Here is a 26,869-nt window from a genome sequence, read left to right as displayed (position 1 = left end):
CATGAATTATAAACTATTAGTCAATATTGCCCGGTCATTGTTGCTTGCCAGGTGGAAACAAACACTGGTAGCAGCTATTGGTGTTACATTCGGTATTATGATGTTCGTTGCCTTGCTTAGTTTCATGACTGGACTGAACAAACTGCTCGACGGACTGATATTGAACAGAACACCTCATGTGCGTTTATTTAATGAGATCAAACCCAATCCTAACCAGCCTGTCAACCTATCGCCTGCATTCAGGAACAGTTATAATTTCATCAGCTCTATCAAATCCAGCGGAGGGAGATTAGAAATATATAACAGCGGACCTATTATGGAAGCGATCAATAAAGACAACCGGGTTCTTGGTTTTGCACCAAGGATAACGGCGCAGGGGCTTTATAATGATGGCAATGTAGATATCACAAGTGTAATCAATGGGATCGACGTAGATGCTGAAAGTAAAATTTACCATTTTACCGACTATATCGTAGCAGGTAACGCCAGCGACTTAAAAACCGTCTCTAACAGTGTAATCCTGGGCAAAGCCCTGGCAGAGAAATTGCTGGCCAATATAGGAGATGTAGTGCAGCTTACTACTTCTACAGGCGACAGGTACACGCTCAAAGTAATTGGATTTTTTCAGTCAGGGATTAACGATTTTGATAAAACGCAAAGCTATGTTTCGATTAACTCTGCACAAAAACTACTTGGCAAACCCAATAACTATATTACCGATATCCAGGTCAATCTGAAAAACATGGATGACGCACCTGCTGTTGCAAAGGAGTTTGCCAGGCTGTTCCGTGTAGATACGGAAGATATCCAGACGGCGAATGCCCAGTTTCAAACGGGAAGTAATGTACGTTCCATCATTTCTTATTCAGTAGGTATCACTTTGTTGATTGTTGCGGGATTTGGCATTTATAACATCCTCAATATGATGATCTATGAAAAAATGGATGCCATTGCGATTCTAAAAGCAACCGGGTTTTCTGGCAGAGACGTGAACAAAGTTTTTCTGATCATTGCATTGAGTATTGGAACATTTGGAGGTATACTGGGATTGGTTTTCGGACATATCCTGGCAACAATCATTCATCTCATCCCATTCAACACATCTGCATTACCAACCATCAAAACCTTTCCAATCAATCCTGACCCTGCATTCGATTTCATAGGAATATTTTTTTCATTAATTACAACTTACCTGGCCGGCCTCCTTCCTGCCCGAAAAGCAAGCAAAGTGGATCCGGTCATCATCATTCGTGGAAAATAAAATGAACAATACCATTCTTGAGGCAAAGCATATCAGCAAAAGCTTTCACGACACCACATCATTCCGGGTGCTGAATGACATTTCTTTTTCTATCAAAAAAGGCGAGTTTATATCTGTAATGGGAAAATCGGGTTGTGGCAAATCAACATTATTGTATGTACTTTCTACCATGGATACCGATTATGAAGGACAATTGTTGATTGATAATGAAATGATCACTGGCAAAAAAGAAAAACAACTGGCCAGGATCAGGAATGAAAAGATCGGTTTTGTTTTCCAATTCCATTACCTGATCAATGAATTTGACGTATTGCGGAATGTTATGCTACCCGGACTGAAGATGAATAAATATCCGGAGAAGGTTGTTGAAGAAAGGGCAATGGAAAGGTTGAAGATGCTTGATATTGAGAAATTGGCCTATAAAAACCCTACCCAGATTTCTGGTGGAGAAAAACAAAGAGTAGCCATTGCACGCGCCCTGATCAATGATCCGCACATCATCATGGGCGATGAACCAACTGGTAACCTGGATAAAAAAAATACCGACGTAGTGTTTGATATTTTCCAGCGTCTGGCAAAAGACTTCGGTCAGACTTTACTGGTAGTAACCCATGATCCAGCTTTTGCCGAAAAAACCCAACATATTATACAAATGGAAGATGGAAAAATAATCAGGGTATGAAAAAACCCCGTATTTCGAGTAAATACGGGGTCTTCCCTACTTTAGTTGGTGCACCCAACTGTACAATTCTCGAACCACTTTATACCTGATTTGACAAGACTTGCGAATCTTATGATTGCATAAGAATTCTGCAGGTCTTTTTTATTGCTTGATTTTAAGCGGTTTAATAACGACAAAATTAAAAAACGTGAAAATTGACAAAAATTACAAGGACTTTATCTTGTCCATTAAGCAACAAATAGTCCAAAGCCGCTACGTGGCTGCCAGGCTTGCCAACCGGGAGCAACTGATGCTTTACTTACAAACAGGGCTGATGATTTCTGAAAAGATAAAGGCCCAGAAATGGGGTGCCAAAGTCCTTGACCAGATTTCTGCAGACCTGCAAAAAGAACTACCCGGACTAAAGGGCTTTTCGCCGGGAAACCTCAAGAAAATAAGGCTGTTTGCGGAGGCTTATGCTCCCCACCTGGTAATTGGTTCGACGCCGTCGAACCAAATTGGGGAGGAGGGTTTTTCAATTAGTTCGACACTGTCGAACCTAATTGAAAATGAGGCTTTTTACGGGGCTTTTACGGGTATCAGCTTCTCCCATCATTTTGCCATTATCACTAAAATAAAGGCCTGGGAAGCCCGGATTTTCTATATCCAGTCTGCAACAGCTAATTTCTGGTCGCTGACGGTGCTGGAACACCATATTGAAAATAACCTGTTTGGAAAAGAGGGTAAATTGCCCAATAATTTTAACGGCACTTTGCCAGAGACTATAACGCCTTCTGCAGTTAAGATGTTTAAAGATGAATACTTGCTGGATTTTATTGTCGGCGATGAACTGGACGATGAACGCCATATTGAACAACAGGTAGTTTTAAACATCCGCAATTTTATTTTGCAAATGGGTAAAGGTTTTTGTTTTATTGGCAACCAATACCGGCTTGAAGTGGATGGGGATGAATTTTTTATTGACCTGCTCTTTTTTAACCGCCATCTGCAATGCCTGGTGGCTTTTGAACTGAAGAAAGGAAAATTTAAACCTGCTGATGCCGGGCAGCTTAATTTTTATCTGAATGTGCTGGATGAAAAAGTAAAACTGCAACAGGAAAACAGCAGCATTGGCATTGTACTTTGCAAAGAGAAAAATAATACCGTAGTTGAGTTTGCCATTAAGAGTTTTGATAAGGCTATGGGTGTGGCTACTTATAAAACCAGTAAACAAACACCGATACAAATGAAAGGAATATTGCCTGATACGGATGCGTTGGGGAAATTGTTGGAATAGTAAAGTAAACCAATAAATTTGGTAGCCACTAAAACTAAATATTTGCTTGCTTTATTACTTGAATTACTTTGCCACTAACAAAATATTTCGAAGCCTCTGACTCATGAATATAAATTGGAGGATATTGATGCGACGACTCTGAAACTAAACATACTTGGCTATTCTGATGGTCTATGATGATTTTCTTTATGTTAGCCATTTCATCAATTACAGAAAGTACATAGTCATTGCTTGTGACATTTTTATCTGTGGCATCTATGATTACATAGTCTCCATCCTCAATATTTCTTCCATTAATATTAGCTTGATTCATTGAAGCGCCCACTGCTTTTATTGCAAAAACTGATTTTCTGTTTTTCAAAAGAAAGCTGGATACTTTGATATGCCCTTCAATTCTTTCATCAGCATAAATATCGGCATGTCCACAATTTGCAGCCCCTAAGACCGGGACTATATTAAAATCCGAGTTAGAGGATATACCGGCGGATTTTTTGCTTATTGTTTTATTTTCCCTGTCCCATTCTATTAATCCTCTTCTTTCTAATTGCTCTAAATGATGTTTAACAATTTGCGGATGAGGTACATCAATAATCTTAGCGACATCCCTTAATGACATATTGCCGATATTGTACGTATCAGCAAGCCTTAATAGCTTTTGTTGAATGGTGTGCATAAATCAGGATTTTAATAAACAAGAAGGGTTATATCCTGGGTCTTGAAACTCATATAACTGAATAGCGCCAACCGATGTAAGCTTTTGACCTAAAAAAACAGCCAACCCAAATGGACCAAAGTAAAATAGGTGAGTCTTCTTTGATTTATACTTATTAATCATGCTCTTGATAATATCTTTTGACGCACTTGCCAAAGCTACAGCTTCTGAATCATTTTTAATTGAGAAGTTGCCAGGTGTTGATTCTGGCTGTAAAGAAATGATTTTTTTTAGCGGCGTACCGGTACTTTTGAAGAAGTCGGCAACATCTGTTAATGCCTTACCGGTAATATTGAATACTACAGCTAATTCATCACCGTTTGATTTTATTCCTACTGTGGTTGGATTTATTTCTGTATAAATCGGTTTATATGATATTTTTCTTTCGGCATCCGACCTCCAGGATTCTGTTTGCGGAGGTTGCAGTAATTCAAAAGTCCAATTACCAATTTCGGGGAATATCATACCGAGTGATATACCGGTAGATAAAGCACATTTGCCCCTGAAAGTAATATGGCGGCTTGCTGTTTTTGCAGCTAATTTATTCTTAAGAGTAACTAATTCAGGAATGAGAGTTTCATTCCAAAGTTTTGAATCAGGTACTTTCTTAGTTGGTCTATCAAAATATTGTACCCAGTCAATAGTAACATTAGCTTTGGGTTCATACAGTCCTTTCTCCCAATTATGAATATGGATTACATTCGATTTAAAACCCACTCTTCTGCCAGTAATAGCATCGCCAATTATTTTGTGTAATTGTTGGTGAGTAAATACCTTACTTCTGTTTGAGAAAATTTGCTCGATAAGATGAGAGTAAGCATTGCTCAATATTGAAAAAACCTTCTTTTGATATTTTGGATGTTGAATCAGGTAGCTTACAAACTGATGTTTACAGGTTGTATTGTCCCCAAAATCATATTTACCAATATCAAGCTTGACATGATTAAGTATATACGAATAATATTTTTGTAGTTTCAATTTTGCAAAGCCCACCTTTAACTCTTTTTCGGTTGACTTTAGGGCTTTGAGAGCTGAACCAGTATAAAGTTTTTTAGCTTCGGTATACCTATCAATTTTTTTATACAGTGACTTAATATCCGCACTTACATTTGGGCAGGCTAAGTAAAAGTTGCGGTAAGTTTTTTTGATGCCAATACTAATTTGGTGAAACGTTTTGATTACCCCTGCAAATTCAGCGTTTGTAACCAAATGGTTTTTTACCTGGATATGGTCATAAAAATGTTTCCTATTACCTAAAAAAACGACATCAACATCACCGGTTCCTTCGGGCATTAACTTCACAAAAGATGGGTCCGAAATCCACTTGGGGATATTGCAAACAATATATCTATCCTGATAAGAATACCCATCACCCCCGATGATGCCTCCAGTTGCTTGTGGAGACAAGAGAGAAAATATGGGTTTTGATTTCTTTTTATTTTCAGTTGCCATTAGCTTTTTTTATGAGAGTGGAAACATATCACCAAAAATGTTATCCCGCCAGATACGAAGAGCGCCGCCCTGGTTGCCTTGTTTCTCCAACAATACTGCCTGGTCAATAAACTTTCCAACTTCAGATAACTTCTGTCTTGCTGTGGTAATTTTTGATGCATCCATCTGGTCAGAAACAGGAGAACCTAAGCCTGCCGGGTCATTCCACGTTTCACCAATTCTGTCAAACGCCGTAGCAAAAAAACTTTTCAGTTCATATACATAGCCCCCAGAGAATGGAGGATATAAAATTTGCATAGCCATTACTTCTATTAAAAAAGAGGGCTTGATTGGTTTACCTTGCGTTTCATTCCACTTTTTAATCATTTTCACCATCGGTTTCCATTCGCCGTCAAAAGCCTTATTTGCCTCTGTTGCTTTTTCAGCATGTATTTGAGGGTCGGTTTTAATCCAATCGCACAAAACATTATCAGAAATTTGATAGTAATTACTTACTTCAAAAGCGGGTACGGCATCAATACTTAATACTTTATCTTCTTCTGTTGTGCCTAATGCAATATCAATACCGACAGACCTTCTGCCTATTGAAACTTTTGATTCACCATATTTTTTCGCAAGACATTTTTTAAAATCTGATAGAACCAATAATGGGTCAGTCAGGTATTTCTTTTCTTTCTCTTTATCAAGTACAAAGAAAATATCTACATCCTTTAAAGGCCTTGTTTTCGTATGCCGCCCATAGGAGCCGGTAAGAAAATCGTTTTTAATGCTAAAATTATTCCCGATGTGCTCACGGATTTCTTTCTGTAACCTGCTTGCATCCTTTTGCTCTGCCTCTCTTAATTCAAGGCGTGATTTGAATTTCTTAAATGCTTCACTTGTTGTTATCATGATGCTTTCCTCCAATAACCGGCTTGTGTACCGATTGAATTTGTGCCAATAGTTGTTCCTAAATTTTGTTTAACAAAACCGTCTGTTGATAAAAAATTACAATCACTCCATCCATCAACATGCGGTGCACCTGCAGACACACTAAGAATTACCCTGTAAGTGCAGGTGCTTGGAATAACTCCAAGTTTCTTAATGGCAAACTTTATCGCATCTGTATCAACCCACATTGAGCCTTCGCCACTTGAGTAGCAATAATCAATTGTAAAATCACATCTGGTAACTAATGAGCCAGAAGAACTGGCCACTTCTAATACGGCCTGTTTCAAATGTTTTGATTCAAGCCAGGTTCTTACGCCAACATCATAGATATTAAAATCACTTGCAAACTTTGCAGGGTCTAATCCAATATCCAAAATAATTTGTTTAATTGAACTAAGCATTTTTTGTGTTACATAAGTAACGCTGTGTGTATAAGTATATACGGTAACTGAACTTGCCATTCTATTTAAATTTATCTGCGTTTATTGTTAATTGTGTGAAATTTGATTTTTTATCTTCGTCATTTCTTTCATCTTCAATTTTATCCCCGGTTTTATAAGTTTTAAACCGGCTGTTTTTTTCTTTTAGAGCCTTGGTTACCCAATTCAAATCTGCCTCATGTACGGGAAAATAAATTTCCCATTCGCCATGAAATGGATTAAATGATAAGGAGCTTTCATTTGATTCGTCACTTATTGCATCATCGCCGTAAAGACAATAAAGCCTAACCCTTGGGCCATTGCCGATTATAGTGATTGCATCTTTTAGCGGTGTTTCGTCTGCAATAAGGGAAGATACTATTCCAGCAATACTGTTAAGCTGGGTTTTGGCATCATCAGAATCAACAGTAATTACATTCACTATTGCTTCCCAGGTTGCAGATGGTATTCTTGCCGGACTTGAGGAAAATCTTCTTGCTACTACACTCATATTTTTACAGTTTTGGCTTGTTTCAAAGACTTTAATAACATTTGATTGGTTAGCAATGCCGGATTTAAAACCGTATCAATACTTAGGGTTAACGCCCCAATAACGGCTTTCCTAATTTGCCTGCCATCCAAACCTTCAGCCTCATCAATTACTTTTTGAAATTTGGAGTCGGAAATTAATTTTTTCACCTCCGTCCATTTTTCCGAAAAAGCAGTTAATGTATCTTTTAATATTTCTTCACAGGCCTCTCTTGATGGTTTGTCAATCCGTAACACTAAATCTGCCCTTGAGATAAAGGCTGGGTCAAGTGCCCCTTCAAAATTGCTTGTAGCTATAAAAAGTAATTGTGGAAATCTTGCGGCTAAATTATCAAGCCCGGCAAGCATCGCATCCGTTGCCCTATGTACATCAACGGGGTTCGCTTCCATGCTCATTTTGCTTCTATCTGCAACTAAAGTTTCAACCTCATCTAATAAAACAATCAGTGGGCCCTGCCCTGCATGTTCAGTGACCACCTCCTCTAAAAACCTTCTTATCTCTCTTTGGCTTTTACCAAGTGCTGAACTGCTTAAATTATGAGGTTCTACTTCAATGAAAGTGACCTTTGCATTATTCAATTTAGAAACTGCAGCAGAAGCAACCCCTTTCGCAATTGATGTTTTTCCAGTGCCGGGAGGGCCAACTAATAAGATTATACCGTGCAATGGAACTGCAGCTTTTGATTTTATCTGTGTACGAAGAGTAAGCTCAAGAATTACCTGGGCTTGCAGTTGAGTTTTTATATTATCGGGTAAAACAATTCGTTTCCACAATTCTTCAAATTCATCGCTTGGTAATTTTCTTAAATCAAGTATTCCTTTATCCTGCATTTATAAGTATTTTATACCGTCAATTAATTTGACACAAATTTGACGAAATGTATTGATATACAAATCAAGTATTTATAAAGAAATTGTGGATAATGGCAATACTCACTGAAAATCAATTGTTTATTGCCTTCAACCTCCCCACTTCCTCCCCAATCAACCGCTTAATATCCATCTTCACCTGGTAGTAATTGTCCAGCACTTGCTGTTGGGCAACATTGGAGACTACAGGAATATCCCGGTAGTTACTCACTTCTGCATTTAGTTTTTCATGGTCATTGATAATTTCGGAATGAAACATTTTGAGTTTTATTTTTTCCAATGGGTCATCGGCAACCATGCCCACAAACTCACCGGAAGAAAGGGCGGCGATTTTACTGGCGGGTATGGCAGCATCTAATTGTTTGGAGTGACTGATGGAAGTATCCATACGGTTTATGGAAACACTCTGCCTGTCCTGCATTATTTTTCCAAACCTTTCACTTAGCAGTTTAGAAGTTTCACCCATCACCTGGCCACTGATAATGTTGCCGGTAATATTTACAATCACATCGGCCTGTTCCCTGCCATAATCTTTTTTGAGCTGGCTAAAATCCTGCATGGCGAGAGTAGTGGCAACTTTATTACTTCTTGCTGTGGCAATCAGGCTGTCAATATTGTTGAAGTAGATGGTAGGGAACTCATCAAATACCAAACTGCATTTCTGCATACCTTTTTTGTTTACTTGCCTCACCAACCGGGAAACATACAATGACAACACAGCACCATAAATCTGCTGTTTCTCCGGGTTGTTGCCCACACAAACAATTTTAGGATGCTTTGGATTATTAATGTCCAACGTAAAATCATTGCCACTCAGTACCCAATACAACTGCGGCGCCGCAAGCCTTGCCATACCAATTTTTGCTGAAGCCACTTGCCCTTCTAATTGTTCCATAGCATCGTTTTGGTAAGCGGTAATGAAAGGATTTACCAGCACTTCAATTTCCGGTTGTGTGTTCAGCACCGGAAACAATTCATCATACTCTGCCTGCATCAGTTCTATTACATGCGGCAGGGTGCAGTATTTTCCATCGGCATATTTTCGCAGAAACCAAATGACAGCCGTAACAAAATTGATGGGTGATTCCACAAAGAAATCTCCCTGCTTGTTTATCCATTCTCTGTTCAATCCTAACAATATAGTTCTTGCACTTTCTGTTGCATCGGTAATATCATTCATACTGTTTGGGTCAAGCGGATTGCAGCGGTGCGATACAGAAAGGTTATCAAAGTTGATAACGTAGAAAGATGGCTTTACAGAATAGTTGTGTTTGTTTTGCTGCAGCCAGTTGTAAACAATCTTGCTCAGGTCATCATACTTAAAATCATAAACGAACATGGCAAAGCCTTTTTCAATGTGCTGTTTTATTACATGCTGAATAACAAACCAGCTTTTACCGGAGCCGGGACTGCCAATTACTAATAAACCCCTGAATGGGTTAATGATATTTATCCAACTTTTTCTAACCCTGTTTTTTAAATTATACCGGGCAGGCAGATTGATGGAATATTCATTTGAGATAAGCCTTTCTTCCTGCGGAAAAGTTTCGTTGAGTGAATTGAAGACATCATCACCTAAATTTAATTTGATTAAACGGCTGAGTAAATTACCACCAGCCAGTATCAGTAAAAAGCCAATACCGGTGGCGGTGATATAAACAATGGCAACCGTCTGCACATCGTATTGTAGTTTGAAAAACAACTGGCTTGAAAAATAAAGCAGCAACCCAATTAGTAAATAAGCTGCGATGCTTTTCCAGTTTATCTTTTCATCTTTTTTGCCCTGTGCACCAAATAATGAAATAACCAGCAGCCCCAATGCCATAAACTTTGATGTAAGCTGATTGCTGAATAAACCAGTGTTGGAAATATTTTTCATCAGCCTGTCGGTGATGGTGCTTTTAATTTCCCACTGCTCAAACGCCACATAGCAGTAATAATAAAAATGCAGCAGCAAAATAAAGATGCTGGCAAATCTTGTAAGGTCAACTATTTTCCGCAGCCCCTGTTCATTCTCCCCCGTGTGTGACATAACATTGTTTTACATTTTACAAATTTGGTTTCTTCTTTTTCCGTTTCTTTTTAAGCAGGCTGTAGGGTGTGTTTTCGTATTGTTCTTTGGTGGACAGCAGCACATCCAATAGGCTTTCCGTTTTTGTAGTGACAGGAATCGTTTTACCCTGTTGTTTTTGCTGCACCATTTCTTTTTGAACAAAACCACCGGAACCACTGCCTTTTGTTTCATCTTGTGTCTGCGATTTTTCATTTGGTGTTGCCAACCTGCTTTGCAAGGCCACTGCACTATAGCCTTTGCCTAAATCACTGCCATTAAAAACCACCTTGTTTTGATTGTCAACAAAAGTGATACCGTACAATCTTCCTTCTGCATTTTGGCGAAGCAGGGTGTAGATATTTTTCTGCTTTAAATATTCTACCAATTCCTTCATGGTTGATGGTGATTGGGAAAGACAATCATCAAGTTTAATCTTTACAAATGGTTTCAAAGATTCTTTAGCTGTTTCATTGGCAGTAAATTTCTTCTCCAGGTTATACAATATCGGTTTGCAGGAAATTGAACTTGCTTTGATGGGAACACCCACTTTATTTCCAGTGGCATCCAAAATGCGATACACCAATCCACGGTTTTTATAAATCTTGCCTTCTTCTTTTCCTCTGTCTGCAACTACATTAAATTGTTTTAAAGCAGCATTAAATTCTGGCAATGAAGCAAATTTGTATTGACTGAATACTACACCCACCACATTTGAAATACTTCTTTTGGTTTCATCCTTTCCATAAACCACTTTTTGCACATCAACTGGTTTGATGCCGGGGCTTCTTAATTGTTGTTGTCTTTCTGCTTTTACCAACCCATAAGTTTGCTCAATTTCTTTTCTTGCTTTTTCACTTTGGTTTCTGCCGATGTTGTGGGTGTTAATCCTGCTACCATCGGATTTAATAGTAGTGCTTACAATGTGAATATGCGGATGCCCTGCATCTTCATGTTTGTAAACAAGGTATGGCTGTTCTCCAAAACCAATCTTTTGCATGTACTCATTTGCTATATGCTGCAACTTGTTTTCTGATAGCTTTTCTGAAGATGCAAAGTTGAGAGATACATGCAGTGTTTTTGTAGTTGCCCTTTCATTCAAACTGTTTAGCCTTTCAAAGCCGACAAGCTTTTGATAAAAATTCATTTGCTTGGCATCTTTCAGATAGTTGGCTGCATGAAGGCACACGGCATTACCTTTCTGCACTTTCTTTTCGTTGTAGTTCAATGCAGCTTCTATGCTTTTTGGTATCGTTATTTTTGCAACCATTGCTCATAGAGTTGATTCATCCGTAATTTGATTTCTTCCACTTTGCTGATTAATACTTTTTGTAAACCATTATACTGCTGCACCCAAACCCTGAACTCAGGTATCTTATCAAGGATATGGAGTTTGTGTACCGCCTGGTTAAAATTATTGCCGATAGCATTGAGTTCTTTTTTCAGGTTTAGCATGTCTAATAAAAAATCATCGGCACTTTCATTTCTGTATTTTACGGTAACAGGTTTTTGCAATGCAACTTTTCGCAGGTAACTGCTCGTATCTTTCTCGGTAGTTTTTTGCTGGAATTTTTCAAGCTGGCTGAACTCCGTTTCATTCATCCGAACTACCACCATTTTCTTCCTCACCTCGCTTTCTAACTTCTTCATGATTTTAAGTTTTCTGTTTCAATACCCCGAAACGACTCCGGAGTGAAGGGCAAGATGCCCCAAACGTATAACGTTTGTACATCTTGCCATGTGCAAGACACGGCACATTATGCCCTTAAAAAATCTATCCGTTGAAAATATTTTATACCCCTGCAAATTCATAGTGAAACTGGTGTAAATTCTGTACCAGTATTGTTGTTTGCATGGCTAAAATTTAGTCAGGCACAACTGTTTTTTGTTTATACTTGCAGTATGAGAGATGCGTTAAAGAATGTATTTGGAAAGGAACTGATACTGGATAATGGAAACTGTTATTTATACACCATTCAGCCATATGAAATGAAGAATGTTTTAGGTGCTGTAGTAGCACTTTTGGATGAATATTCTTTTACCAAAAAAGGCACATCCGAAACCTTTAAATTGTACCGTACTAAGGAAGGTAATTGGTATAATTTGGGCGAAAATACAGACACTGCTCAAACCCAATTATTTCTTGAAATAAAAACTGCCATAAGCATTTATGAGGAGCAGTTATAAAAGCTAAATCTCCCGGTAATACTCTTCGTTTATTATCTTTTTTAAGCCCTGCTCCTGGGTTTTAGCATGATTAATAATATAGCCTTCATACCCGGCCATTTTCATAAGAATCATATTTAAAAGAGTTAAGAGCCGCATAGAAATTTCAAAGCTATCCATCGTATACTTTTTCTTTCCTTTCCTTACATTTAAATTAATATTCCCATGCAGAAAGTCGTTTCGATATTCAATTACTTCTTCATCAATCGGGGTTAATAAAATATTCAAAACTGTAAAGGGACTTTTAAGCTTTTCCCTGTTTGTAGGCGAATTAATATTTGTAATTTTTGAAAGCATAATTTCATAACCACTAAAGCCCTCCATTTCCTTATATTTCTCAAGTGTTGTAATAAGTTCTTTTTTAAATGAAGATGTCAAGCCTGCATCTTTTATTGGCTTCATAGTTTCCATGTTTTTTGACCAAAAAAAATCCGATAAACCTTCGAGAGCTACTGATAGCCCTGCAGGCATTAATAACAATGACCGGCTTATACTTTCCGTAATAAGCAATACAATTGCTTTAATATCATCTTCCTTATGAATCAGATTGCAAAGTGTTGAAAGTTGAACCGGCGTTATTTCTGTAATCTTGCCATAGTAAAAATCGGCAGTTTTATTTCTTTTTGCCCATGAGTATGGATTTGCATTTACAGGGGTATAAAATGATTTGATACTATCCCTGCTCTGTGAATATTCATAATTAACCTGCCTTCTGTGCTCTTTAGTTCGGTAATAAAAAGTATATTCTTCATCCTGCAACAGATGCCCTGTAAGATAGCCAAGTGCAACAGAAACAGACCATGTTATTTTTGAAAAATCATCAATAGTAAGTTTGTCCAGGCAATCCATAACAAGGTATCTTTTCTTGTTATGTTCAACTTCAAATACATGGAGGCTTTTTGAGCAAACTTCTAACTTAACAAGTCCTCTTGTGCTTACACCGCCATCATGCCCGTATAATTGGTCGGCTATAATATTATGAAAATGAAATAATGTTTTTATTGGTATAACTTTTCTGAAATAATACGTTGTTTTAGAACGGCTGCTTTTACTTTTAAAATCATGTATCTTAATCTTGATGTTATGGCTACGGCTGTTTGGTGTAAATGAAGCACCTTTATTGGAGATGAAAGCTTCGGTAACTTTAAACTGTATATTTTTTCCTGAAACTGCTGGCTTTACATGGTCTCCGGTATCTAAATGCAAATAATCAAATGATGAAACTTCCAGAACAAACCCTTTGGGTTTAAGCTTCTTTAAATAGCCGGTTTTCTCCTTCGTTTTTTTGCCAATAGCTATCCTTACTTTCTTTATTTTTGCAAGGTATTCAATTAGCTGAATCTCCTGTATGATATGTTTATAGATTTCAGGCATTTAAAGCAACCGCATTTTCAATAGTTCAGATTGTATATGTGCCTGTGTTATGCGCTCTTGCTCTAATCTTTTGTTATTTACTTGCAAGAAGTCATACAGTTTTAATTCATCAGCATTTAGCTTGTCTAACAATAGCTTTCTGTATGTGGAAGTAACCGAAAACTGGCTAAACTGATGATATGTTTTTTCATCCATCAGTAAACTCATGGCTGAAGGGTAATGCCGCCGTATAATATTCAGCATTTCAAACCCGGCGGCATCAAGGTCAAACCAGCAAAATAATTCTGCCTTAGCCAGCCAGGGAATGTGTTTACTTACACGGCTTTTAAAGCCTTCACCAAAAATTGCCACCGAATTTTTTACTTTAGGAAAAGACAGAAAGCAGGCTTTGTTTTCAATAATAAATACTTTTTCAGGTTGCCAGTTTAGCAAAGCAGAATCGTCAATCGTTAATGCCAATTCATCAAATCCTATTATATGCTTCAAGCTATCATCTAATAGCCTTATTTGTGCATATACATTGGGTTTCTTTACCAAGTAACGTCCTGAAAAATCTGTTTCACTTTTGTTTATCCAATCCTGCGGTAAAATATTGTCCAATAGCTTCTTCAAAGCTGCTGTGTTGTCCTCAATAAATTTTGAGTGTACTTCAATAGGGAGTTCTCTCAGATACAAATTATGCGGTGGATTATTCTGATAAAAATATCTGCAGACTTTTATTAAATCCGGCATATTGGCAACCTGATGTAGCAAGAAAGGGCTATTATCTTTTGCCCATTGCGTTAATCCCGGAAATGATTCTATCAGTAAGTGAAATGCTTTTTCAATAGCTGAATAATCAGCTATCCTGTTGGTATAAAAAAGATAATCAACTAACGTTTCAAAATAGATTTTAGCTGGCAGTTTTTGTTTTGTGCCCTCAATTGTTTTCAGTGTCCATTCTACGGAATAGCCTTTGCCTTTAACTTCTTTTGATTGCTGGTATAACGGAACAATGGCAGCTTTCAACTCACTGAAATTGGTGCCGGAAATACTTTTATTGGCTGGAATTGATAATGGAAATACTACTTCACCATTAAGAATGGATTTTACAGTTTTAAAAAACTGTTTATCTGACTTTTGAAATAGTTCTTTTGGCGTAATCATTCTTTGAGTTCGGCTAATTGTTTAAAGCTCTCTTTCTTTTCATAATACTGCTCCATTGTAAGGTTATACAACACAGAATTTTTCTTGTTTTTTATTTCTACAAAATGAACAGCATTGATGTAGGGTTCAGCAATATTGATTTTATCCAAAGGAGTAACCACTAATATTTGAAGATTCAACTGTGCACAAAATTCCATTAGGAACTGGCTTTTCTCAGGGTCTAATTTGCTAAAAGCTTCATCTACCGTAATAAACCGAAGGCTCTTATGTTGTTTACCTTGTTGAAAAATACCAAACTGGTGTGCAATAGCTGCTCCTAAGATTGCGTAGGTGAACTGTGCTTTTTGCCCTCCAGAATAGCTGGCGGTATTATCATGATATTGACCGACCTTATTATCCACCGCCGAATATTCTCTGGCACTGAATAAAAGCCAGTTTCTAACATCTGTTACTTTTCGTCTCCATGTCTCCTCAGTCTGCAATTCTGTGATTAATTCTTTTATTTTGTTGAATACTTCAAGCCGGTAATTTTCGTCTTTCTGAGTAGCAAAATCAAGTGTGTTTGGGATGGCTGCGTTCAATTGACCTCTGAATATATTTATTTCATTTTCTCCCCTTAGCTGCCTGCACTCCAATTGCAAATAAGTATCAGGATTGCGGTTAAATGTTATTTTTTTCAATGGCACATTCAGTTCCTCAATCATGTCTTCAATTTTACTTAATTCATTATTGAGCCATGCCCGGTAACTTGTTAATGCATCCAGCATACTTTTATCCATATAGTCCCTGAATCTTCGCTTATGCTCAACCAATCTTTGGGTCTGTATAGTTTTATATAATTCTTCCAGGTCAGCAAGCCCGGTAAGGTCGCCGCTGATGTTCATTACATCACCGCTCCAATTGGCAAACTCATTAGTAATTTTTTCTCCGGGATTTTTAAATGCAGCAATTAAAGAAGTAGTCTCCAGTTCAAGCTTATTCACTGCAGCCCCGGCTGATTTTTGTCTTCCTTTTAATTTGATAGCAGCCTGTGTCATCAGGTTTTCAAACTGAGCAAGCGTTTTAATATCCGAAAAAGAAATTTCTTCTTCAGTAAGAAAGAAGAGAATTTCTTTTTCGCCAGCTTCCTGCAAATCTTCAAAGTTCAGGCTCAGTTTACGTAGATTCTTTTTATTGTATTCATCGTCTAGTTTACTCAGTTTAGTAATAAGGTTGTCCCTTTTATCATTTGCCTGCTTTAAGTTCTTTTCTACTTCTTTAAGTTGATTTACAATCAGCTCATACGCATCAGAAGATTTTTTTAAATCCTGTACCTGCTTGTTTAAATTATTAATCTTTTCGGCATGTTGTGCCCAGTTTATTTCATTGTAGTTTTTTATAAGTATGAGATTGGAAATGGTTTGACGCTTTGCCTGCACAGCAACAATATGGGGTGTTAGTTCTTTAATTTCGTCAGACAGTTTAGTATGTAACTTTTCTTCATTATACTTCTGTTGCTGAAGATATTGGATGGTTGCTTTATTATCCCAACCAAGCCTGTATTTTGATTTGTTCCATCGTCCCGGTCGGTCATCTTTTTCGTGCCGGTTTACGTTTCTCATCAGCCCATTAGAAGTAATGGCTTTTGGCGAACCATAGAAAACTTCCAAATCATCTGTACAGTAATAATTGAACCTGTCAAGCAGGGTAGTTTCAAGCCATTTGGTATGGGCTGATTCTTTTAGTTCCAATTTATTTGCCAGGGCATCATCATCTGCAGGCCAGCGAACAATACTATTAGATGGTCTTTGTTCCATTTTTTGATATACCAGTTTTGTCTGCATATCATTATTATAAATGAATTGGTTTGCTGCTTTACTGAATTTTTCAGGAACCAACAGTTGCATGGAGAAATTGTGCAACAATTTTTCAATTGAATCTTCCCAAAGCTGTTCTGTTATTTTTACTTTAATTAATTCGCCTACAAATGGAAGTTCCTCTTCAGTGGTTTCGAGTATGTTTATAAGTCGTTTTCTTGCATTAATCAGGTCGTCTGGTATGCGATTTTTTCTTGCCAACAGCGAAGTAATCTGTTGCTGCAAATTTTCTATTTTAATCTCTTTACTTTCTTGTTCAATATTCAATCGTACTTTCTTTTCTGAAAGTTTTTCTATTTCCGCCGGAACAGATGTATTTAGTTCCTGAATTTTTCCATAATTAACCCAAAAGACTGACTCATCAATTTGAGTATCCAATTTTAACTGTTCGCAATAACCAGTGTAACGGCTACTTTCTGCACTTTTTCTATTTCTTTTGTCTGTCTCTGTATCAATATCCTTATTTAGGAGAGAAATTTGACTGTCAATATTTAATGCAGCCCTTTGCGTAATCAACTGTTCTTTTTCTTTATCAAGTGTATCAACTGACGTAGAAATAAATTCTTTATCTTTTTGTGCTATTTCAATATCCAGTACCAACCTGTCAACATCTTTCTCCAATAACTCATATTCTATTTTGCCAAGAAAGAAAGGCATTTGCTCTTCTACAAAATCCAGCTTTTGTTTTTTAATTCGTAAATCATCAAGCTTCTGTTTGTTTTGAATTACGGGAGCCAGTAATTCAAGCTGCTTCTCATCTTTCTGAATAGCTTTATGACTTATCAATAAATCGCTGTAATGAGTATGCAGGCTTTTAAACTGCTCTTCGGCTTCAGCTTCTTCCAGCATTTCCTGGCGAATAAAATTTGTTAAATCACCCAGCACTTTAATGCCTACCGTTTGGCTAAAAAGTGACAATGCTTTGTCTCTTAATCCAAACAGTTCACTAAACCTTGCTGCATATTCTTTAAAGCTGTTATAAATTTCTGTTTTGGCATATTGCTTTACTAATTTCTTCTTCCAATCACCTTTAAAATCAAAATGGTCTTTGCCAAAGTGCTCTGTGATAGTAAGTGGATAAGGGGAAACTATAAATATCTTTTGCAACCCGCCATTACCAAACCATCGTACTTGTACCAATGAAATGGTATGTTGTGTACCGGAGTTTTGAAAGCAGGCAAGCAAAACCGAATAAGGATTATCTGCTTTGGTACGTAGTTGTTCAGTATCTGCTTTTTGATTTGCTTCAGAAAATATTTTTCCATGATAACCCCAGAAATAGGAGTTTTCGTCCCTTTCCTTTTTTGATTCGGCTCCGGATGACTGATTATAAAAGCGTTTATGAGTTGGCACAAGTAGGGTGAGCAGGGCATCAATCAATGTTGTTTTGCCACTGCCGTTTGCCCCTGTAAGCAGGGACGTACGGCCATCAGGCTGTAGTTTATAAACTTTGCCATTAAATGTGCCCCAGTTAAATACTTCCAGGTATCTTAACCGGTAGCCATTGTCTGACTGATTATTGCTGAACAGGGTTGACATAGTTGCTTAACTTATTCTTAATTTCCTCCAATTTATCATTACTTATAAATGCCTTGATAATCCTTTTGATTTCATATTGGTTGTTATCCTTATTGGCGGCATCCTCACGGTTTAATTTCAAAATTCCAATATTGAGTAGACTGGTAATTGGCCTTGACAGGTCTTTCCATAATTTACTTTTGTTGGGCTGCTCCTTATAAAACAATTCTATCCGCTCTTTAATTTCTTTTTGTGTGAGGTAGAACTTAGTGCCATCACTTTTGATGTCAAATTCTTCCAACCCTTCCCGGAGAATGACAGCCAGCAGGGTGGCTTCATAAGTAAGGGATTGTTTTCTCATTAACCTTGGCAAAGGAGTTTCATCATTTTCTCCGGCTTCCGGTTGTATAATTCTTGCAAAACCATCCTGGTCAGCAATTTCAAGGGTCATACCTATTTTGCCAAAATACTCCTGTATGGCTGATGACCAGGCTTGCAATTCCCGCCAGATATTTTTGTCATCTGCATATACTGGCCCTTGTAACAGCTTAATGATTACTGCGGCAAATGGGGCTCTTGGAATTTTTGTTTCCATATTAATTTATTTGTGGCCTTGTATATATTACCATCGGCACATTTATTTTTCTTTCGCCGATTAATATCGGCTCTTTTGCTTCTTCAATAATCAAGTGATGTGAACCCGAAGTGGCTATTGAAAAATAACCGACTATTTCGCTTAATCCATTTTCAACTCCATACTCATCTACAATTTCCTTAAGCGTAACCTGGGTTTTATTTTCCAGCATCCTGTCAATACGTAGCTGTAATTTCTTTTTGTCAATGGTAAACTGGTCAAAAAGAAGTTTAAAATCCGCTTCGCCTTCCTCATTCGTACCATCCGGAAACAGTATGTCTGTAACATCATCCTTTTCCTCTCCGGGTTCCCATCTGTCAAAAAGATTAATGTATGGCTCATCTTCAATAACTATAAAATCATCTTCTTTAATTTTCATTTCAATTAGTGTATATGCCATTTGTCGTATATCGCCAATAAGCTCCATAGCCCTTCTTCTTTCCAGCAGATTTTTTTCAGAAAGTACCCTGCTTATTTTTTCACTCAGTTTACGATTGGAGTCAATTACTTTTCTTCCTGATACATGCAGGTAACGTTTCAGGTGTTTTAAAAACCTGTCGTTATTATAGTCAATACCTTGTTCATTCAATAATTGATACAGCCTTTCTGTAAGCTGTGAAAATTCCTGCTGCCTTCTTTCATCCATTAAAAATTCCCAGAATGCTTTGAAACTTTTACCTTGTGGTTTTTGTTCTATTTCGTCAAGAGCATCAAGAGCAAATACCAGTAATGTACCCTTGGCTACATCTTTTTCATTATACTTTCGTTGTATGTCTTTACGAATTTGTTCAAAGTTTTGTTCTACTTCGCTAAAGTCTGAGAGTAACTCCCTTGCCATTTTATTTAAGTCGTAGAACTGTTCTTTAATCTCTGTCTCGTCAAATACAGATGGTTTCTTTCCGGATTTCAGCAGGTTTATTTCATTTTCTATTTCCCATTTTTTCTTTTGCAGTTCTTCAACTCTTGCTTCTGCATCTTCGTTGGTTTGTTCAATCATTTTCTGAAGTTTGAAGAAAATGTCTTTAAAGCGGCTGTTGGTTCCTACATGACTTCTCTTTTCTAAATCCCCCAACCATTTTAATACTTTTCTTGTATCGGAAGTCAATTCATGTAAGTCTTCACCATCATCGTTTGGATACTTACTAAGAAAGCCACTATTACTCCACTTATCAATGTATTGGGCTGCCCGTACAGAAAAATCGTCAAATAGAGTCCCGGCTTCCAATTCTTCGTCCTTTTCTTCATAAGAAAGCTCTTCCATATAGCCTTCCAGTTTGCTCCGTAATTCACTATTAGTAATGGTGGTAATATTGGCATCTGCAAAAACCTTATGAAAAAAGGAAATAATGAACGGGGCATTTTTTGCCCTCATCAGCAATAGCGGTTTTGCTGTTTTAAACTGTACAAGTATTTCCTCAAAGGTCATACCTCTAAAATAAGATATTTAGGCTAAAGAAATGAAGCATAATGCTTTAAAGAGGCTATAAAAGCCCTTCCTCAGCAAAACTGCAATATCCTTCACTGGTAATAATAATGTGGTCTATCACTTTTATATCATGGTATGCAGCGGCGAATTTTATCTTTTGGGTTAATTCTTCATCTGCCCGGCTTGGCTTCAGATTTCCTGAAGGGTGATTGTGCGAAAGAATAATACTTACAGCAAGACTTTTAATGGCAGCAGCAAGAATCAATCTTGGGTCGGCTACAGTACCTGTTAAACCGCCTGCAGATGCTTCATAAACACCAATTACTTTGTTGCCTCTGTTTAATAGTAGTACTTTAAATTCCTCCTGCATCTCGATGGTGTTTTCATTCCATAATTCTTTTAATAATTCATAGCAATCTTTAACGCTGTTAATCTTTGGCCGTTGGGATGGCTTTACCGTTGTTTTATAAATCAATTCCACTTCAGCTACTCTTGTCCATTCCGGAAATTGCATTGCTAACTGTTCCATAACATTTCATTTTAATTTTTTAAAAATTAATTATGGAACCATATCCGCCTTTTGGCGACTAAGGCAATGAAGCAACGGAATAAATCGTATCTGAAATAATGCAGGAACAGTTTTCTTTATGCCGGAATTTCATTGCCGCCACGGAGACAAAAGGAGAACTTTGTGCAGGAATTAATTAAGAAAAACTATCAATGTTGTAAATCAATTCTGAAAACTTTTAAGGAAACTCTTCCCTGCTTTTTTGCAGTGCATCCGGTAAATAATAATAACCGATGAAATAACCGTTAAAATACCAATAACTGCTATTGAAAAGTTTATACTAAAAAGGTCAGTGAATACTCCAGTCAGCAATGCACCAACCACATATCCTAAGTCTCTCCAAAATCTGAATACGCCTAAACTCTTTGCTCTTTGTTGTGGGTTGGTATCTTCCGCAATAGCAGAAAGAAAAGTTGGATAAACAATGGCTGTTCCAATTCCCAAAATAACTGCGATAGTAATGTAATGAATACTGCTGCTTGAAAATATAATTAGTATGATGGCAATGCCCTGCAATAACATTCCCCAAAACAATAAATCTCTTTTGCAATAAATGTCTGCTAATTTTCCTGTTACTAACTGACCTAATCCCCACACTGCCGGGTAAACCGCTGTTATTATTCCTATTTGCTCAATGCTGAATCCTCTTTGTGCCAGCAGCACCGGCATTATTCCCCAAATCATTGCATCGTTCAGGTTGTTAACTAAGCCTGCCTGTGTTACAGAGCCTAAATTTTTATTACGCCATGATGTTTCTGCAAATACATTTTTTAATGGTGGAATACTTCCGTTTTGTTCTGCTTCCTCTTTTACATGGCCGCTTGTATCTTTTATAAAAAGCCAGGATAACAGTGTGCCTGCAATAACAAATACAATTCCGATGATAAACGGATAGGGCCTTAACCCATAACTGGCTGCAATATTACTGGTAACAAATGCCACAATACCTAACATTCCATATCCTGCAAATTCATTTAAACCCATTGCAAAGCCTCTTTCTTTTTCACCTACCAAATCAATTTTCATTACTACCGTACTGCTCCATGTTAAACCCTGATTGATGCCTAAAAGAATATTGGCAACTATTATCCAATTCCAATTATCAGCAAGCATTAAAATAATGGGAACAGGAATACCGATTAGCCAACCAGCTAACAATAACTTCTTTCTGCCAAATCGGTTTGCTAAAGCTCCGGTGAAGTAATTGGTGAATGCTTTGAATAAACCAAATACAATAATGAAGGATAAAATAATTGAGGCAGATGTAAGATGAAACTCCTTTTCTGCTATTTCAGGTAACAATGTTCTTTCTAATCCTATCATGCCGCCTACCAATGCATTGATGAATATCAATAGCCAAAACTGTTTCCAGTTTGCTTTTAATCCTAATTGTATGTTTACTTTCTGTTGCATTATGAAATAGCACAACGATTTGCTCCGGCTTCTAAATCAACCGGATTTATATCACTGAAATCACCGCTGATATTTTTTTCTATTATCGCTAAGTAGTTGGCTGGTGTTGGTGGAATACGCTGTTGAATTGTTCTGATAAATTCCTCCTCGTTTAGTTGCAGTATGGTAACATTTTGTTTGATGCTGCCAATTGTTGTTTGAATGGGTTTGTTATTAAAATCTACTGGTTGGTTTGTGTGTGCTGGTAGCACAATTATATTTTCATCCATCGTTAACAACTTCTGCAAAGAGTTATAAAGCAACTTTGATTTCTGGATTGCTTCTTCATTATTTGCTTTCAGGTCTGGCCTGCCAACTCCGTTAATAAATAGTGTATCCCCTGTAAGCAATACTCTATCATCAACCAGGTAGCTGGTGCTTTCTATGGTATGGCCGGGAGTTTGTATTGTTTTGATGGAGATATTCCCAAGTTGAAAAGCAACAGCCTCAGTTACTGGTTCAAAAGTAAAACTCACCTTGTTGGGCATTGGAAGGAAAAGCGAAACCTTGTTTTTATCTGCTAATTGTTTTGACCTTGAAAGATGGTCGGCATGAATGTGGGTTTCTGCCACATATTTTAAAACTGTTTTTTCAGACAACAAATATTTTTCATAGGCTTCTGTATCTAATGAAGCATCTATTATCATTGCTTCATTTTGTGAAATTATAAGGTAAGATAAACAGCCTTTACCTGTTCTTCTGAATTGTATTATTGTAAAGCTATCAAAAGCAAGTTCAGCAGTATTCCATGCAAGGCTCCATCCTTTCATCCCAGCATCTAATGAAAAAACATTGTAGCCCTGTGCTTGCAGTATTTTAGAAGCAACCAAACTCATTCTGCCGCCTGCACAAAAAGTAACAACCGGAATAGCTTTGTCAAGATGCAGGCCATTCAATGCATCTGTATCGTTTTTCTTCAGTTTATCGTAAGCATCAAAATGTATGCTGCCGGGTATATACCATTCCATCCGTTCTGCTAATGGTCGTATATCAAGAATGGAAACGGGCTGGCCTGTTTCCAGCCAACTGCAAAGTGTATTGGTAGCAATTTTTTTCGCTTCTGCCATTTGTGATGTTTGGTATCACAAAGGTGAGAGCTGCAAATGGCTATTCTTTTAACATAAGATAAAAAATCAGTGCTGTGCCCTTATGCGGCTAAGGCTTACCTGTGTGATTCCGAGATAAGAGGCGACGTACTTTAGCGGAACTCTCATTAATACGTTAGGGGCTTCGTTCAACAGGGCATTGTATCTTTCTTCTGCGGAGTGAAATTGCATACCTTCAATACGGTTCACCGTTTCTACATAAGCAACTTCAAATATTTTTCGAAACAATCTTTCAATCTCCGGAAAAGTATCGTAAAGTTTAAATAGTTGATTGGCATTGATGGCAACCACTTCAGCGTCTTCCAGTATTTGTATTGCTTTGCGGCTTGGCTTGCCGGTAAATAGACTTTCCACCCTTGCAATGATACTATTTTCAAAAGAAAAACTCTCTGTTATATCTATACCGTCTTTGAAATAATAAATTCTTGCCACTCCCTTATTTATGAAATAAATTGTTTTACATGTGTGGCCTATTGGTTGCAGGTCTTTATTTCTTTTGATAGTTACAATACTGCATATTTCAGCAATTGCATTCTCCGCTTCTTTTGAAAGGGGGTTGAATTTTCTAAAATATTGAAAGAGTTTTTGCATACACTATTAAGCCCTGTAAATATACTTTAGTATAATCCAACAAAAAAAACAAGCTGCCCCGCCATTTTATAAGCTCTGCTTCAATGTTGCGGGGCAGCTTTTTTAGAAGTTTAAGGGGCATTTTGCAATGCCCCTTGTCTAATAATTAACTCCAGTTACCTGCAAACTCTGCTCTTACAAAACTCTCACAAAGCTGAAAAGCCTTTTGCGTTCTTAATTGTGCCGTACCGCCATACAATAACGATTTCATTTTTGCTTCATCATCTTTGTAATTCCTTACATTCTGAAAATAACCAGTAATGGCATTGTATGCACCAAACACGGTTCCCTTTGTTGTTTCCAAAAATTGTGAAGGGCTGCTCATTTGATATTCATATACATCATCACACATATTTTTAAAGCAGGTGCTTAGCTCATCCAGTTCACCTTTTTCAATGTTTTGCAATACTTCTTTGTTGGGAACCATTGCAAGTTGGATCAGTTTCTGTACTTCTTTATCGGTGATACGAACCTTTGCCCACTGATTAAAAATTCCTTCTAATTGTATTGAAAGCTGGTTTGATATTCCCATTACTTTGTGTGCCTGCTCCAGCCTTTCTTTTACATTGGCAGTGTGACGGATTTTAATGGCGTTTGTACAGTTTCTCAAAGCGGCATTAAGAGTATTGTTACAAACTATCCTTACAGGTGTAAACGCTGCCATGATGCTGCCAAATCCATCATGTGAAGTAGTAAGGAATAAATACTTTTCAATCATATCGTCGTTACCTACTTTAATGTAGCCTGGAAGTTTTGCAGTAATAAATATCTTTTCACCCTTGCCCAATGCACCTGCAGTTTCGTATTGTATGCCATCACCTTCAACAATGGCGTCAAAAAAACTGAACGCATCTGCATTCTGTACCACTTCATAATCCTTGCCTAAGCGGTCGCCTAAAATTGCACCTGCATCAGGACGGTAAGTATAGAATGAACTTGTAGAAATGATTTCTGTGCCATCATCCAATTTATGTGTATTAGGTCTTTTCACCACTTCAAAATCAAGTCCTGCAAATTGCAATGCTTCTTTGCTGTTGGGATAGTCCTGTACAATCTGCCCCAAACCGTGCCATGCTTTTTCTTTTACTGAAAAGAAACTGTGTTTACCTGTCTGCTCATTAAAATTAATATTGTGTGCCATAGTTGTAAATTTTTGTTTGATTAAAAAATGAAAAGCATCCTGCCATTTGACAGGATGCCTGATTGATTAAAATGGTAAATCGTCTGCAACTTGTGAAAGTGCTGCGGCTGGTGCTGTGTTCATTGGCACAACCGGCGCAGGTGTACTGCTGCCGCCATTTGGCTTTCCATGCAGCTTAATACTGTTTACATGAAATGTAAGGCTGGCTTTTACTTCGCCGTCTTTGCTGGTGTAAGCATTTACACCAATCCTGCCTGCACATTCAACCAAACCACCCTTAATTAAATACTTTGCAATACCGGGGTTAATCCAGTAAGCACAGTTTACATAGGTTACAATCTTCTGTACTTCGCTGCTGTCTTTTGTTTTGTAAGTGTCATTAATAGCAATAGAAAAGTTCACCACCTTTTTCCCTGCTTTTGTTTCGTTCACTGTCGCATCTGCGGTAATTCTGCCGATGATTTCCATAACATGAAATTTTAAATGTTTAAAAAATGATTGTTTAATTGTGTTCTGCTGATGAAAAAAAATGTTTTGTAAAAGAAAAAATGGAAAAAAAGAAAGCATTATAATAAGGCGGCTGCATGGAAGCAAAAAGGAAACGGAATAAATAAAATCTTAAGTAGTGTGGTATATTCTTGTTTATGCCGTAGTCTTTTTGCACTTTGATAAGTCATTGTCGTAGCCGCATAGCTTCGCTTTCGCTTTTGCCCATTTTCTTACAAAACAGGTTATAACTGTTTGTTGTGTCTTTGAGAGAAGGGAAAAGAAATGAAAGTTGAAAAGGCTATGTGATTTGAGTGTCTGGAATTGTGTTTGCTGAAGAATGAAGCAATCTCAATTCCCAATATTTTTATCCGGTGCAGTTCTCACGGCTTATTTGCCGGAGGCGGAAAAGAAATAAGACGGGTGTACTGCACCGGGTCTTTGCTGATAGAAGAACAGAACGATGAACGGAGCGTCGCAACAGAAGATGAACAAAGAATTATAAGCTGGTAAACAAAAAATATTACTTACCTGAAATAATACAATAGTTTTTCGTTCTTCTTTCTTCATCAGGGTCACAAATGCAGGCAATAGCTTGTAGCTGTGAAATATATCCTTCAGGTAATTTATTCTGGATGGCACCGGTTACTATAAACTCTTTATACCAGTCATAGGGAAGCAAAGTGTTATCTATGGATTTACTATCGGCAATATAAACCTGGGCAGTGTAAGCATTGCCGGCGTCATAAAAAAAAGTCAAATTGTCCTCATGATAACCCATACCTAAACCTTCTGCTTTATCAAGCTGCGATTTTTCATTACTATCAATGGTAAACAACACTCCCCAAACCAAATCGGCAAGATTATCAGTCTTAATAATATTCGCTTTCGCAGACCCGTCTTTTTTACTAACCTTATTGCACACTAATTTATATCCCGGAAGAAATGCGTTGGAAACCTTCTTTGCTGAAGGAACTCTTTGTGAAAGTCTGTTCAGATTCATATTAGAGCCGTAAGCAAAAATCAACATATAGCATTCAAATTTAGAACACAAATTTACATTGCATCCTTGATTGTCTGGAATTGTGTTTGGCAGGACAGGTAA

Annotated in this window: 25 protein-coding genes; 4 read left to right on the top strand and 21 right to left on the bottom strand. The window is 37.4% G+C overall.

The annotated features are described in order from the left end of the window. Nucleotide 1: 1 nt before the first annotated feature. The 3 genes from SEDOR53_RS0109690 to SEDOR53_RS0109680 all read left to right on the top strand — a co-directional run bounded on the left by SEDOR53_RS0109690 (nt 2) and on the right by SEDOR53_RS0109680 (nt 3,219). Nucleotides 2-1,261, top strand: coding sequence for an ABC transporter permease (locus SEDOR53_RS0109690; protein WP_026769543.1), 1,260 nt, complete (start codon nt 2-4; stop codon nt 1,259-1,261). After that, nucleotides 1,251-1,943 carry an ABC transporter ATP-binding protein gene (locus tag SEDOR53_RS0109685; RefSeq protein WP_232214756.1) on the top strand — a complete coding sequence of 231 codons (693 nt, stop codon included), beginning with the start codon at nt 1,251-1,253 and terminating at the stop codon, nt 1,941-1,943. Before SEDOR53_RS0109690 ends, SEDOR53_RS0109685 begins: the two co-directional genes overlap by 11 nt. Nucleotides 1,944-2,130: 187 nt before the next feature. Next, nucleotides 2,131-3,219 carry a YhcG family protein gene (locus tag SEDOR53_RS0109680; protein WP_026769541.1) on the top strand — a complete coding sequence of 363 codons (1,089 nt, stop codon included), beginning with the start codon at nt 2,131-2,133 and terminating at the stop codon, nt 3,217-3,219. Between the two features lie 34 nt (nt 3,220-3,253). Here SEDOR53_RS0109680 and SEDOR53_RS0109675 read toward each other — a convergent pair whose 3' ends face one another. From SEDOR53_RS0109675 to SEDOR53_RS0109635, 9 genes are all read right to left on the bottom strand, one after another. Then, nucleotides 3,254-3,892 (bottom strand): LexA family transcriptional regulator, encoded by a 639-nt coding sequence (locus SEDOR53_RS0109675; RefSeq protein WP_026769540.1) that lies wholly within the window; start codon nt 3,890-3,892, stop codon nt 3,254-3,256. Between the two features lie 3 nt (nt 3,893-3,895). Next, entirely contained in the window at nt 3,896-5,383 is a 1,488-nt protein-coding gene (locus tag SEDOR53_RS0109670) for an SAVED domain-containing protein (protein ID WP_026769539.1), read from the bottom strand. Nucleotides 5,384-5,392: 9 nt separating this feature from the next. Next, nucleotides 5,393-6,289: a CBASS oligonucleotide cyclase gene (locus tag SEDOR53_RS0109665; RefSeq protein ID WP_198018867.1), complete on the bottom strand. Its 897-nt coding sequence runs from the start codon at nt 6,287-6,289 to the stop codon at nt 5,393-5,395. Then, a complete protein-coding gene (locus SEDOR53_RS0109660) occupies nt 6,271-6,774 on the bottom strand; it encodes a hypothetical protein (RefSeq protein ID WP_026769537.1) in 504 nt (167 codons plus the stop codon). Before SEDOR53_RS0109660 ends, SEDOR53_RS0109665 begins: the two co-directional genes overlap by 19 nt. A 1-nt stretch (nt 6,775) precedes the next feature. Continuing rightward, nucleotides 6,776-7,243 carry a hypothetical protein gene (locus SEDOR53_RS0109655; RefSeq protein WP_026769536.1) on the bottom strand — a complete coding sequence of 156 codons (468 nt, stop codon included), beginning with the start codon at nt 7,241-7,243 and terminating at the stop codon, nt 6,776-6,778. Beyond that, nucleotides 7,240-8,112, bottom strand: coding sequence for an AAA family ATPase (locus SEDOR53_RS17650; protein ID WP_037360968.1), 873 nt, complete (start codon nt 8,110-8,112; stop codon nt 7,240-7,242). The genes SEDOR53_RS0109655 and SEDOR53_RS17650 overlap by 4 nt, the downstream gene beginning before the upstream one ends. Before the next feature lie 112 nt (nt 8,113-8,224). Then, complete coding sequence (gene mobC / locus SEDOR53_RS0109645; RefSeq protein WP_026769535.1) at nt 8,225-10,183, bottom strand: conjugal transfer protein MobC; 1,959 nt, start codon at nt 10,181-10,183, stop codon at nt 8,225-8,227. 16 nt (nt 10,184-10,199) lie between these two features. Continuing rightward, nucleotides 10,200-11,471, bottom strand: coding sequence for a relaxase/mobilization nuclease domain-containing protein (locus SEDOR53_RS0109640; RefSeq protein WP_026769534.1), 1,272 nt, complete (start codon nt 11,469-11,471; stop codon nt 10,200-10,202). After that, entirely contained in the window at nt 11,456-11,851 is a 396-nt protein-coding gene (locus tag SEDOR53_RS0109635) for a hypothetical protein (protein ID WP_026769533.1), read from the bottom strand. The genes SEDOR53_RS0109640 and SEDOR53_RS0109635 overlap by 16 nt, the downstream gene beginning before the upstream one ends. Nucleotides 11,852-12,103: 252 nt before the next feature. Here SEDOR53_RS0109635 and SEDOR53_RS0109630 point away from each other — a divergent pair, with 252 nt between their 5' ends. Beyond that, nucleotides 12,104-12,388 carry a hypothetical protein gene (locus SEDOR53_RS0109630; RefSeq protein ID WP_026769532.1) on the top strand — a complete coding sequence of 95 codons (285 nt, stop codon included), beginning with the start codon at nt 12,104-12,106 and terminating at the stop codon, nt 12,386-12,388. A gap of 3 nt (nt 12,389-12,391) precedes the next feature. Here SEDOR53_RS0109630 and SEDOR53_RS0109625 read toward each other — a convergent pair whose 3' ends face one another. The 12 genes from SEDOR53_RS0109625 to SEDOR53_RS17635 all read right to left on the bottom strand — a co-directional run bounded on the left by SEDOR53_RS0109625 (nt 12,392) and on the right by SEDOR53_RS17635 (nt 26,794). Next, a complete protein-coding gene (locus tag SEDOR53_RS0109625; RefSeq protein ID WP_026769531.1) occupies nt 12,392-13,801 on the bottom strand; it encodes a hypothetical protein in 1,410 nt (469 codons plus the stop codon). Then, nucleotides 13,802-14,947: a DUF3322 and DUF2220 domain-containing protein gene (locus SEDOR53_RS0109620; protein ID WP_026769530.1), complete on the bottom strand. Its 1,146-nt coding sequence runs from the start codon at nt 14,945-14,947 to the stop codon at nt 13,802-13,804. After that, nucleotides 14,944-18,342: an ATP-binding protein gene (locus SEDOR53_RS0109615; RefSeq protein ID WP_026769529.1), complete on the bottom strand. Its 3,399-nt coding sequence runs from the start codon at nt 18,340-18,342 to the stop codon at nt 14,944-14,946. The genes SEDOR53_RS0109620 and SEDOR53_RS0109615 overlap by 4 nt, the downstream gene beginning before the upstream one ends. Then, nucleotides 18,320-18,916, bottom strand: a complete 597-nt coding sequence (locus tag SEDOR53_RS0109610) for a DUF4194 domain-containing protein (RefSeq protein WP_026769528.1) — start codon at nt 18,914-18,916, stop codon at nt 18,320-18,322. Before SEDOR53_RS0109610 ends, SEDOR53_RS0109615 begins: the two co-directional genes overlap by 23 nt. Before the next feature lies 1 nt (nt 18,917). Beyond that, a complete protein-coding gene (locus tag SEDOR53_RS0109605; protein ID WP_026769527.1) occupies nt 18,918-20,381 on the bottom strand; it encodes a DUF3375 domain-containing protein in 1,464 nt (487 codons plus the stop codon). Nucleotides 20,382-20,436: 55 nt separating this feature from the next. Beyond that, the gene (locus tag SEDOR53_RS0109600; protein ID WP_026769526.1) at nt 20,437-20,910 is read right to left on the bottom strand and encodes a RadC family protein; all 474 of its coding nucleotides are present in this window, start codon (nt 20,908-20,910) and stop codon (nt 20,437-20,439) included. 201 nt (nt 20,911-21,111) lie between these two features. Next, nucleotides 21,112-22,362, bottom strand: coding sequence for an MFS transporter (locus tag SEDOR53_RS17645; RefSeq protein WP_037360961.1), 1,251 nt, complete (start codon nt 22,360-22,362; stop codon nt 21,112-21,114). Then, a complete protein-coding gene (locus SEDOR53_RS0109590) occupies nt 22,362-23,468 on the bottom strand; it encodes an MBL fold metallo-hydrolase (RefSeq protein ID WP_037360958.1) in 1,107 nt (368 codons plus the stop codon). The genes SEDOR53_RS17645 and SEDOR53_RS0109590 overlap by 1 nt, the downstream gene beginning before the upstream one ends. A gap of 66 nt (nt 23,469-23,534) precedes the next feature. Next, entirely contained in the window at nt 23,535-24,098 is a 564-nt protein-coding gene (locus SEDOR53_RS0109585; RefSeq protein WP_026769524.1) for a Crp/Fnr family transcriptional regulator, read from the bottom strand. A gap of 145 nt (nt 24,099-24,243) precedes the next feature. Further along, a complete protein-coding gene (locus SEDOR53_RS0109580; RefSeq protein WP_026769523.1) occupies nt 24,244-25,278 on the bottom strand; it encodes a DUF932 domain-containing protein in 1,035 nt (344 codons plus the stop codon). A gap of 66 nt (nt 25,279-25,344) precedes the next feature. Then, complete coding sequence (locus tag SEDOR53_RS17640; protein WP_037360952.1) at nt 25,345-25,746, bottom strand: single-stranded DNA-binding protein; 402 nt, start codon at nt 25,744-25,746, stop codon at nt 25,345-25,347. A 541-nt stretch (nt 25,747-26,287) separates the two neighbouring features. Further along, a complete protein-coding gene (locus SEDOR53_RS17635; protein ID WP_037360949.1) occupies nt 26,288-26,794 on the bottom strand; it encodes a gamma-glutamylcyclotransferase family protein in 507 nt (168 codons plus the stop codon). Nucleotides 26,795-26,869: the final 75 nt, after the last annotated feature.

Source organism: Asinibacterium sp. OR53, from assembly GCF_000515315.1.
Lineage (GTDB): Bacteria > Bacteroidota > Bacteroidia > Chitinophagales > Chitinophagaceae > Sediminibacterium.
Note: the sequence above shows the minus strand (reverse complement) of the source record. Positions and strands in the feature narration are given on the sequence as shown.

Coding starts and splice junctions, on each gene's coding strand:
- SEDOR53_RS0109640 (WP_026769534.1), bottom strand. CDS start 11,471: ATGGTTGCAAAAATAACGATACCAAAAAGCATAGAAGCTGCATTGAAC.
- SEDOR53_RS0109605 (WP_026769527.1), bottom strand. CDS start 20,381: ATGACCTTTGAGGAAATACTTGTACAGTTTAAAACAGCAAAACCGCTA.
- mobC (WP_026769535.1), bottom strand. CDS start 10,183: ATGTCACACACGGGGGAGAATGAACAGGGGCTGCGGAAAATAGTTGAC.
- SEDOR53_RS0109580 (WP_026769523.1), bottom strand. CDS start 25,278: ATGGCACACAATATTAATTTTAATGAGCAGACAGGTAAACACAGTTTC.
- SEDOR53_RS0109615 (WP_026769529.1), bottom strand. CDS start 18,342: ATGTCAACCCTGTTCAGCAATAATCAGTCAGACAATGGCTACCGGTTA.
- SEDOR53_RS0109675 (WP_026769540.1), bottom strand. CDS start 3,892: ATGCACACCATTCAACAAAAGCTATTAAGGCTTGCTGATACGTACAAT.
- SEDOR53_RS0109655 (WP_026769536.1), bottom strand. CDS start 7,243: ATGAGTGTAGTAGCAAGAAGATTTTCCTCAAGTCCGGCAAGAATACCA.
- SEDOR53_RS0109585 (WP_026769524.1), bottom strand. CDS start 24,098: ATGCAAAAACTCTTTCAATATTTTAGAAAATTCAACCCCCTTTCAAAA.
- SEDOR53_RS17645 (WP_037360961.1), bottom strand. CDS start 22,362: ATGCAACAGAAAGTAAACATACAATTAGGATTAAAAGCAAACTGGAAA.
- SEDOR53_RS0109610 (WP_026769528.1), bottom strand. CDS start 18,916: ATGGAAACAAAAATTCCAAGAGCCCCATTTGCCGCAGTAATCATTAAG.
- SEDOR53_RS0109630 (WP_026769532.1), top strand. CDS start 12,104: ATGAGAGATGCGTTAAAGAATGTATTTGGAAAGGAACTGATACTGGAT.
- SEDOR53_RS17640 (WP_037360952.1), bottom strand. CDS start 25,746: ATGGAAATCATCGGCAGAATTACCGCAGATGCGACAGTGAACGAAACA.
- SEDOR53_RS0109690 (WP_026769543.1), top strand. CDS start 2: ATGAATTATAAACTATTAGTCAATATTGCCCGGTCATTGTTGCTTGCC.
- SEDOR53_RS0109590 (WP_037360958.1), bottom strand. CDS start 23,468: ATGGCAGAAGCGAAAAAAATTGCTACCAATACACTTTGCAGTTGGCTG.
- SEDOR53_RS0109625 (WP_026769531.1), bottom strand. CDS start 13,801: ATGCCTGAAATCTATAAACATATCATACAGGAGATTCAGCTAATTGAA.
- SEDOR53_RS0109620 (WP_026769530.1), bottom strand. CDS start 14,947: ATGATTACGCCAAAAGAACTATTTCAAAAGTCAGATAAACAGTTTTTT.
- SEDOR53_RS17635 (WP_037360949.1), bottom strand. CDS start 26,794: ATGTTGATTTTTGCTTACGGCTCTAATATGAATCTGAACAGACTTTCA.
- SEDOR53_RS0109635 (WP_026769533.1), bottom strand. CDS start 11,851: ATGAAGAAGTTAGAAAGCGAGGTGAGGAAGAAAATGGTGGTAGTTCGG.
- SEDOR53_RS0109670 (WP_026769539.1), bottom strand. CDS start 5,383: ATGGCAACTGAAAATAAAAAGAAATCAAAACCCATATTTTCTCTCTTG.
- SEDOR53_RS0109600 (WP_026769526.1), bottom strand. CDS start 20,910: ATGGAACAGTTAGCAATGCAATTTCCGGAATGGACAAGAGTAGCTGAA.
- SEDOR53_RS17650 (WP_037360968.1), bottom strand. CDS start 8,112: ATGCAGGATAAAGGAATACTTGATTTAAGAAAATTACCAAGCGATGAA.
- SEDOR53_RS0109660 (WP_026769537.1), bottom strand. CDS start 6,774: ATGGCAAGTTCAGTTACCGTATATACTTATACACACAGCGTTACTTAT.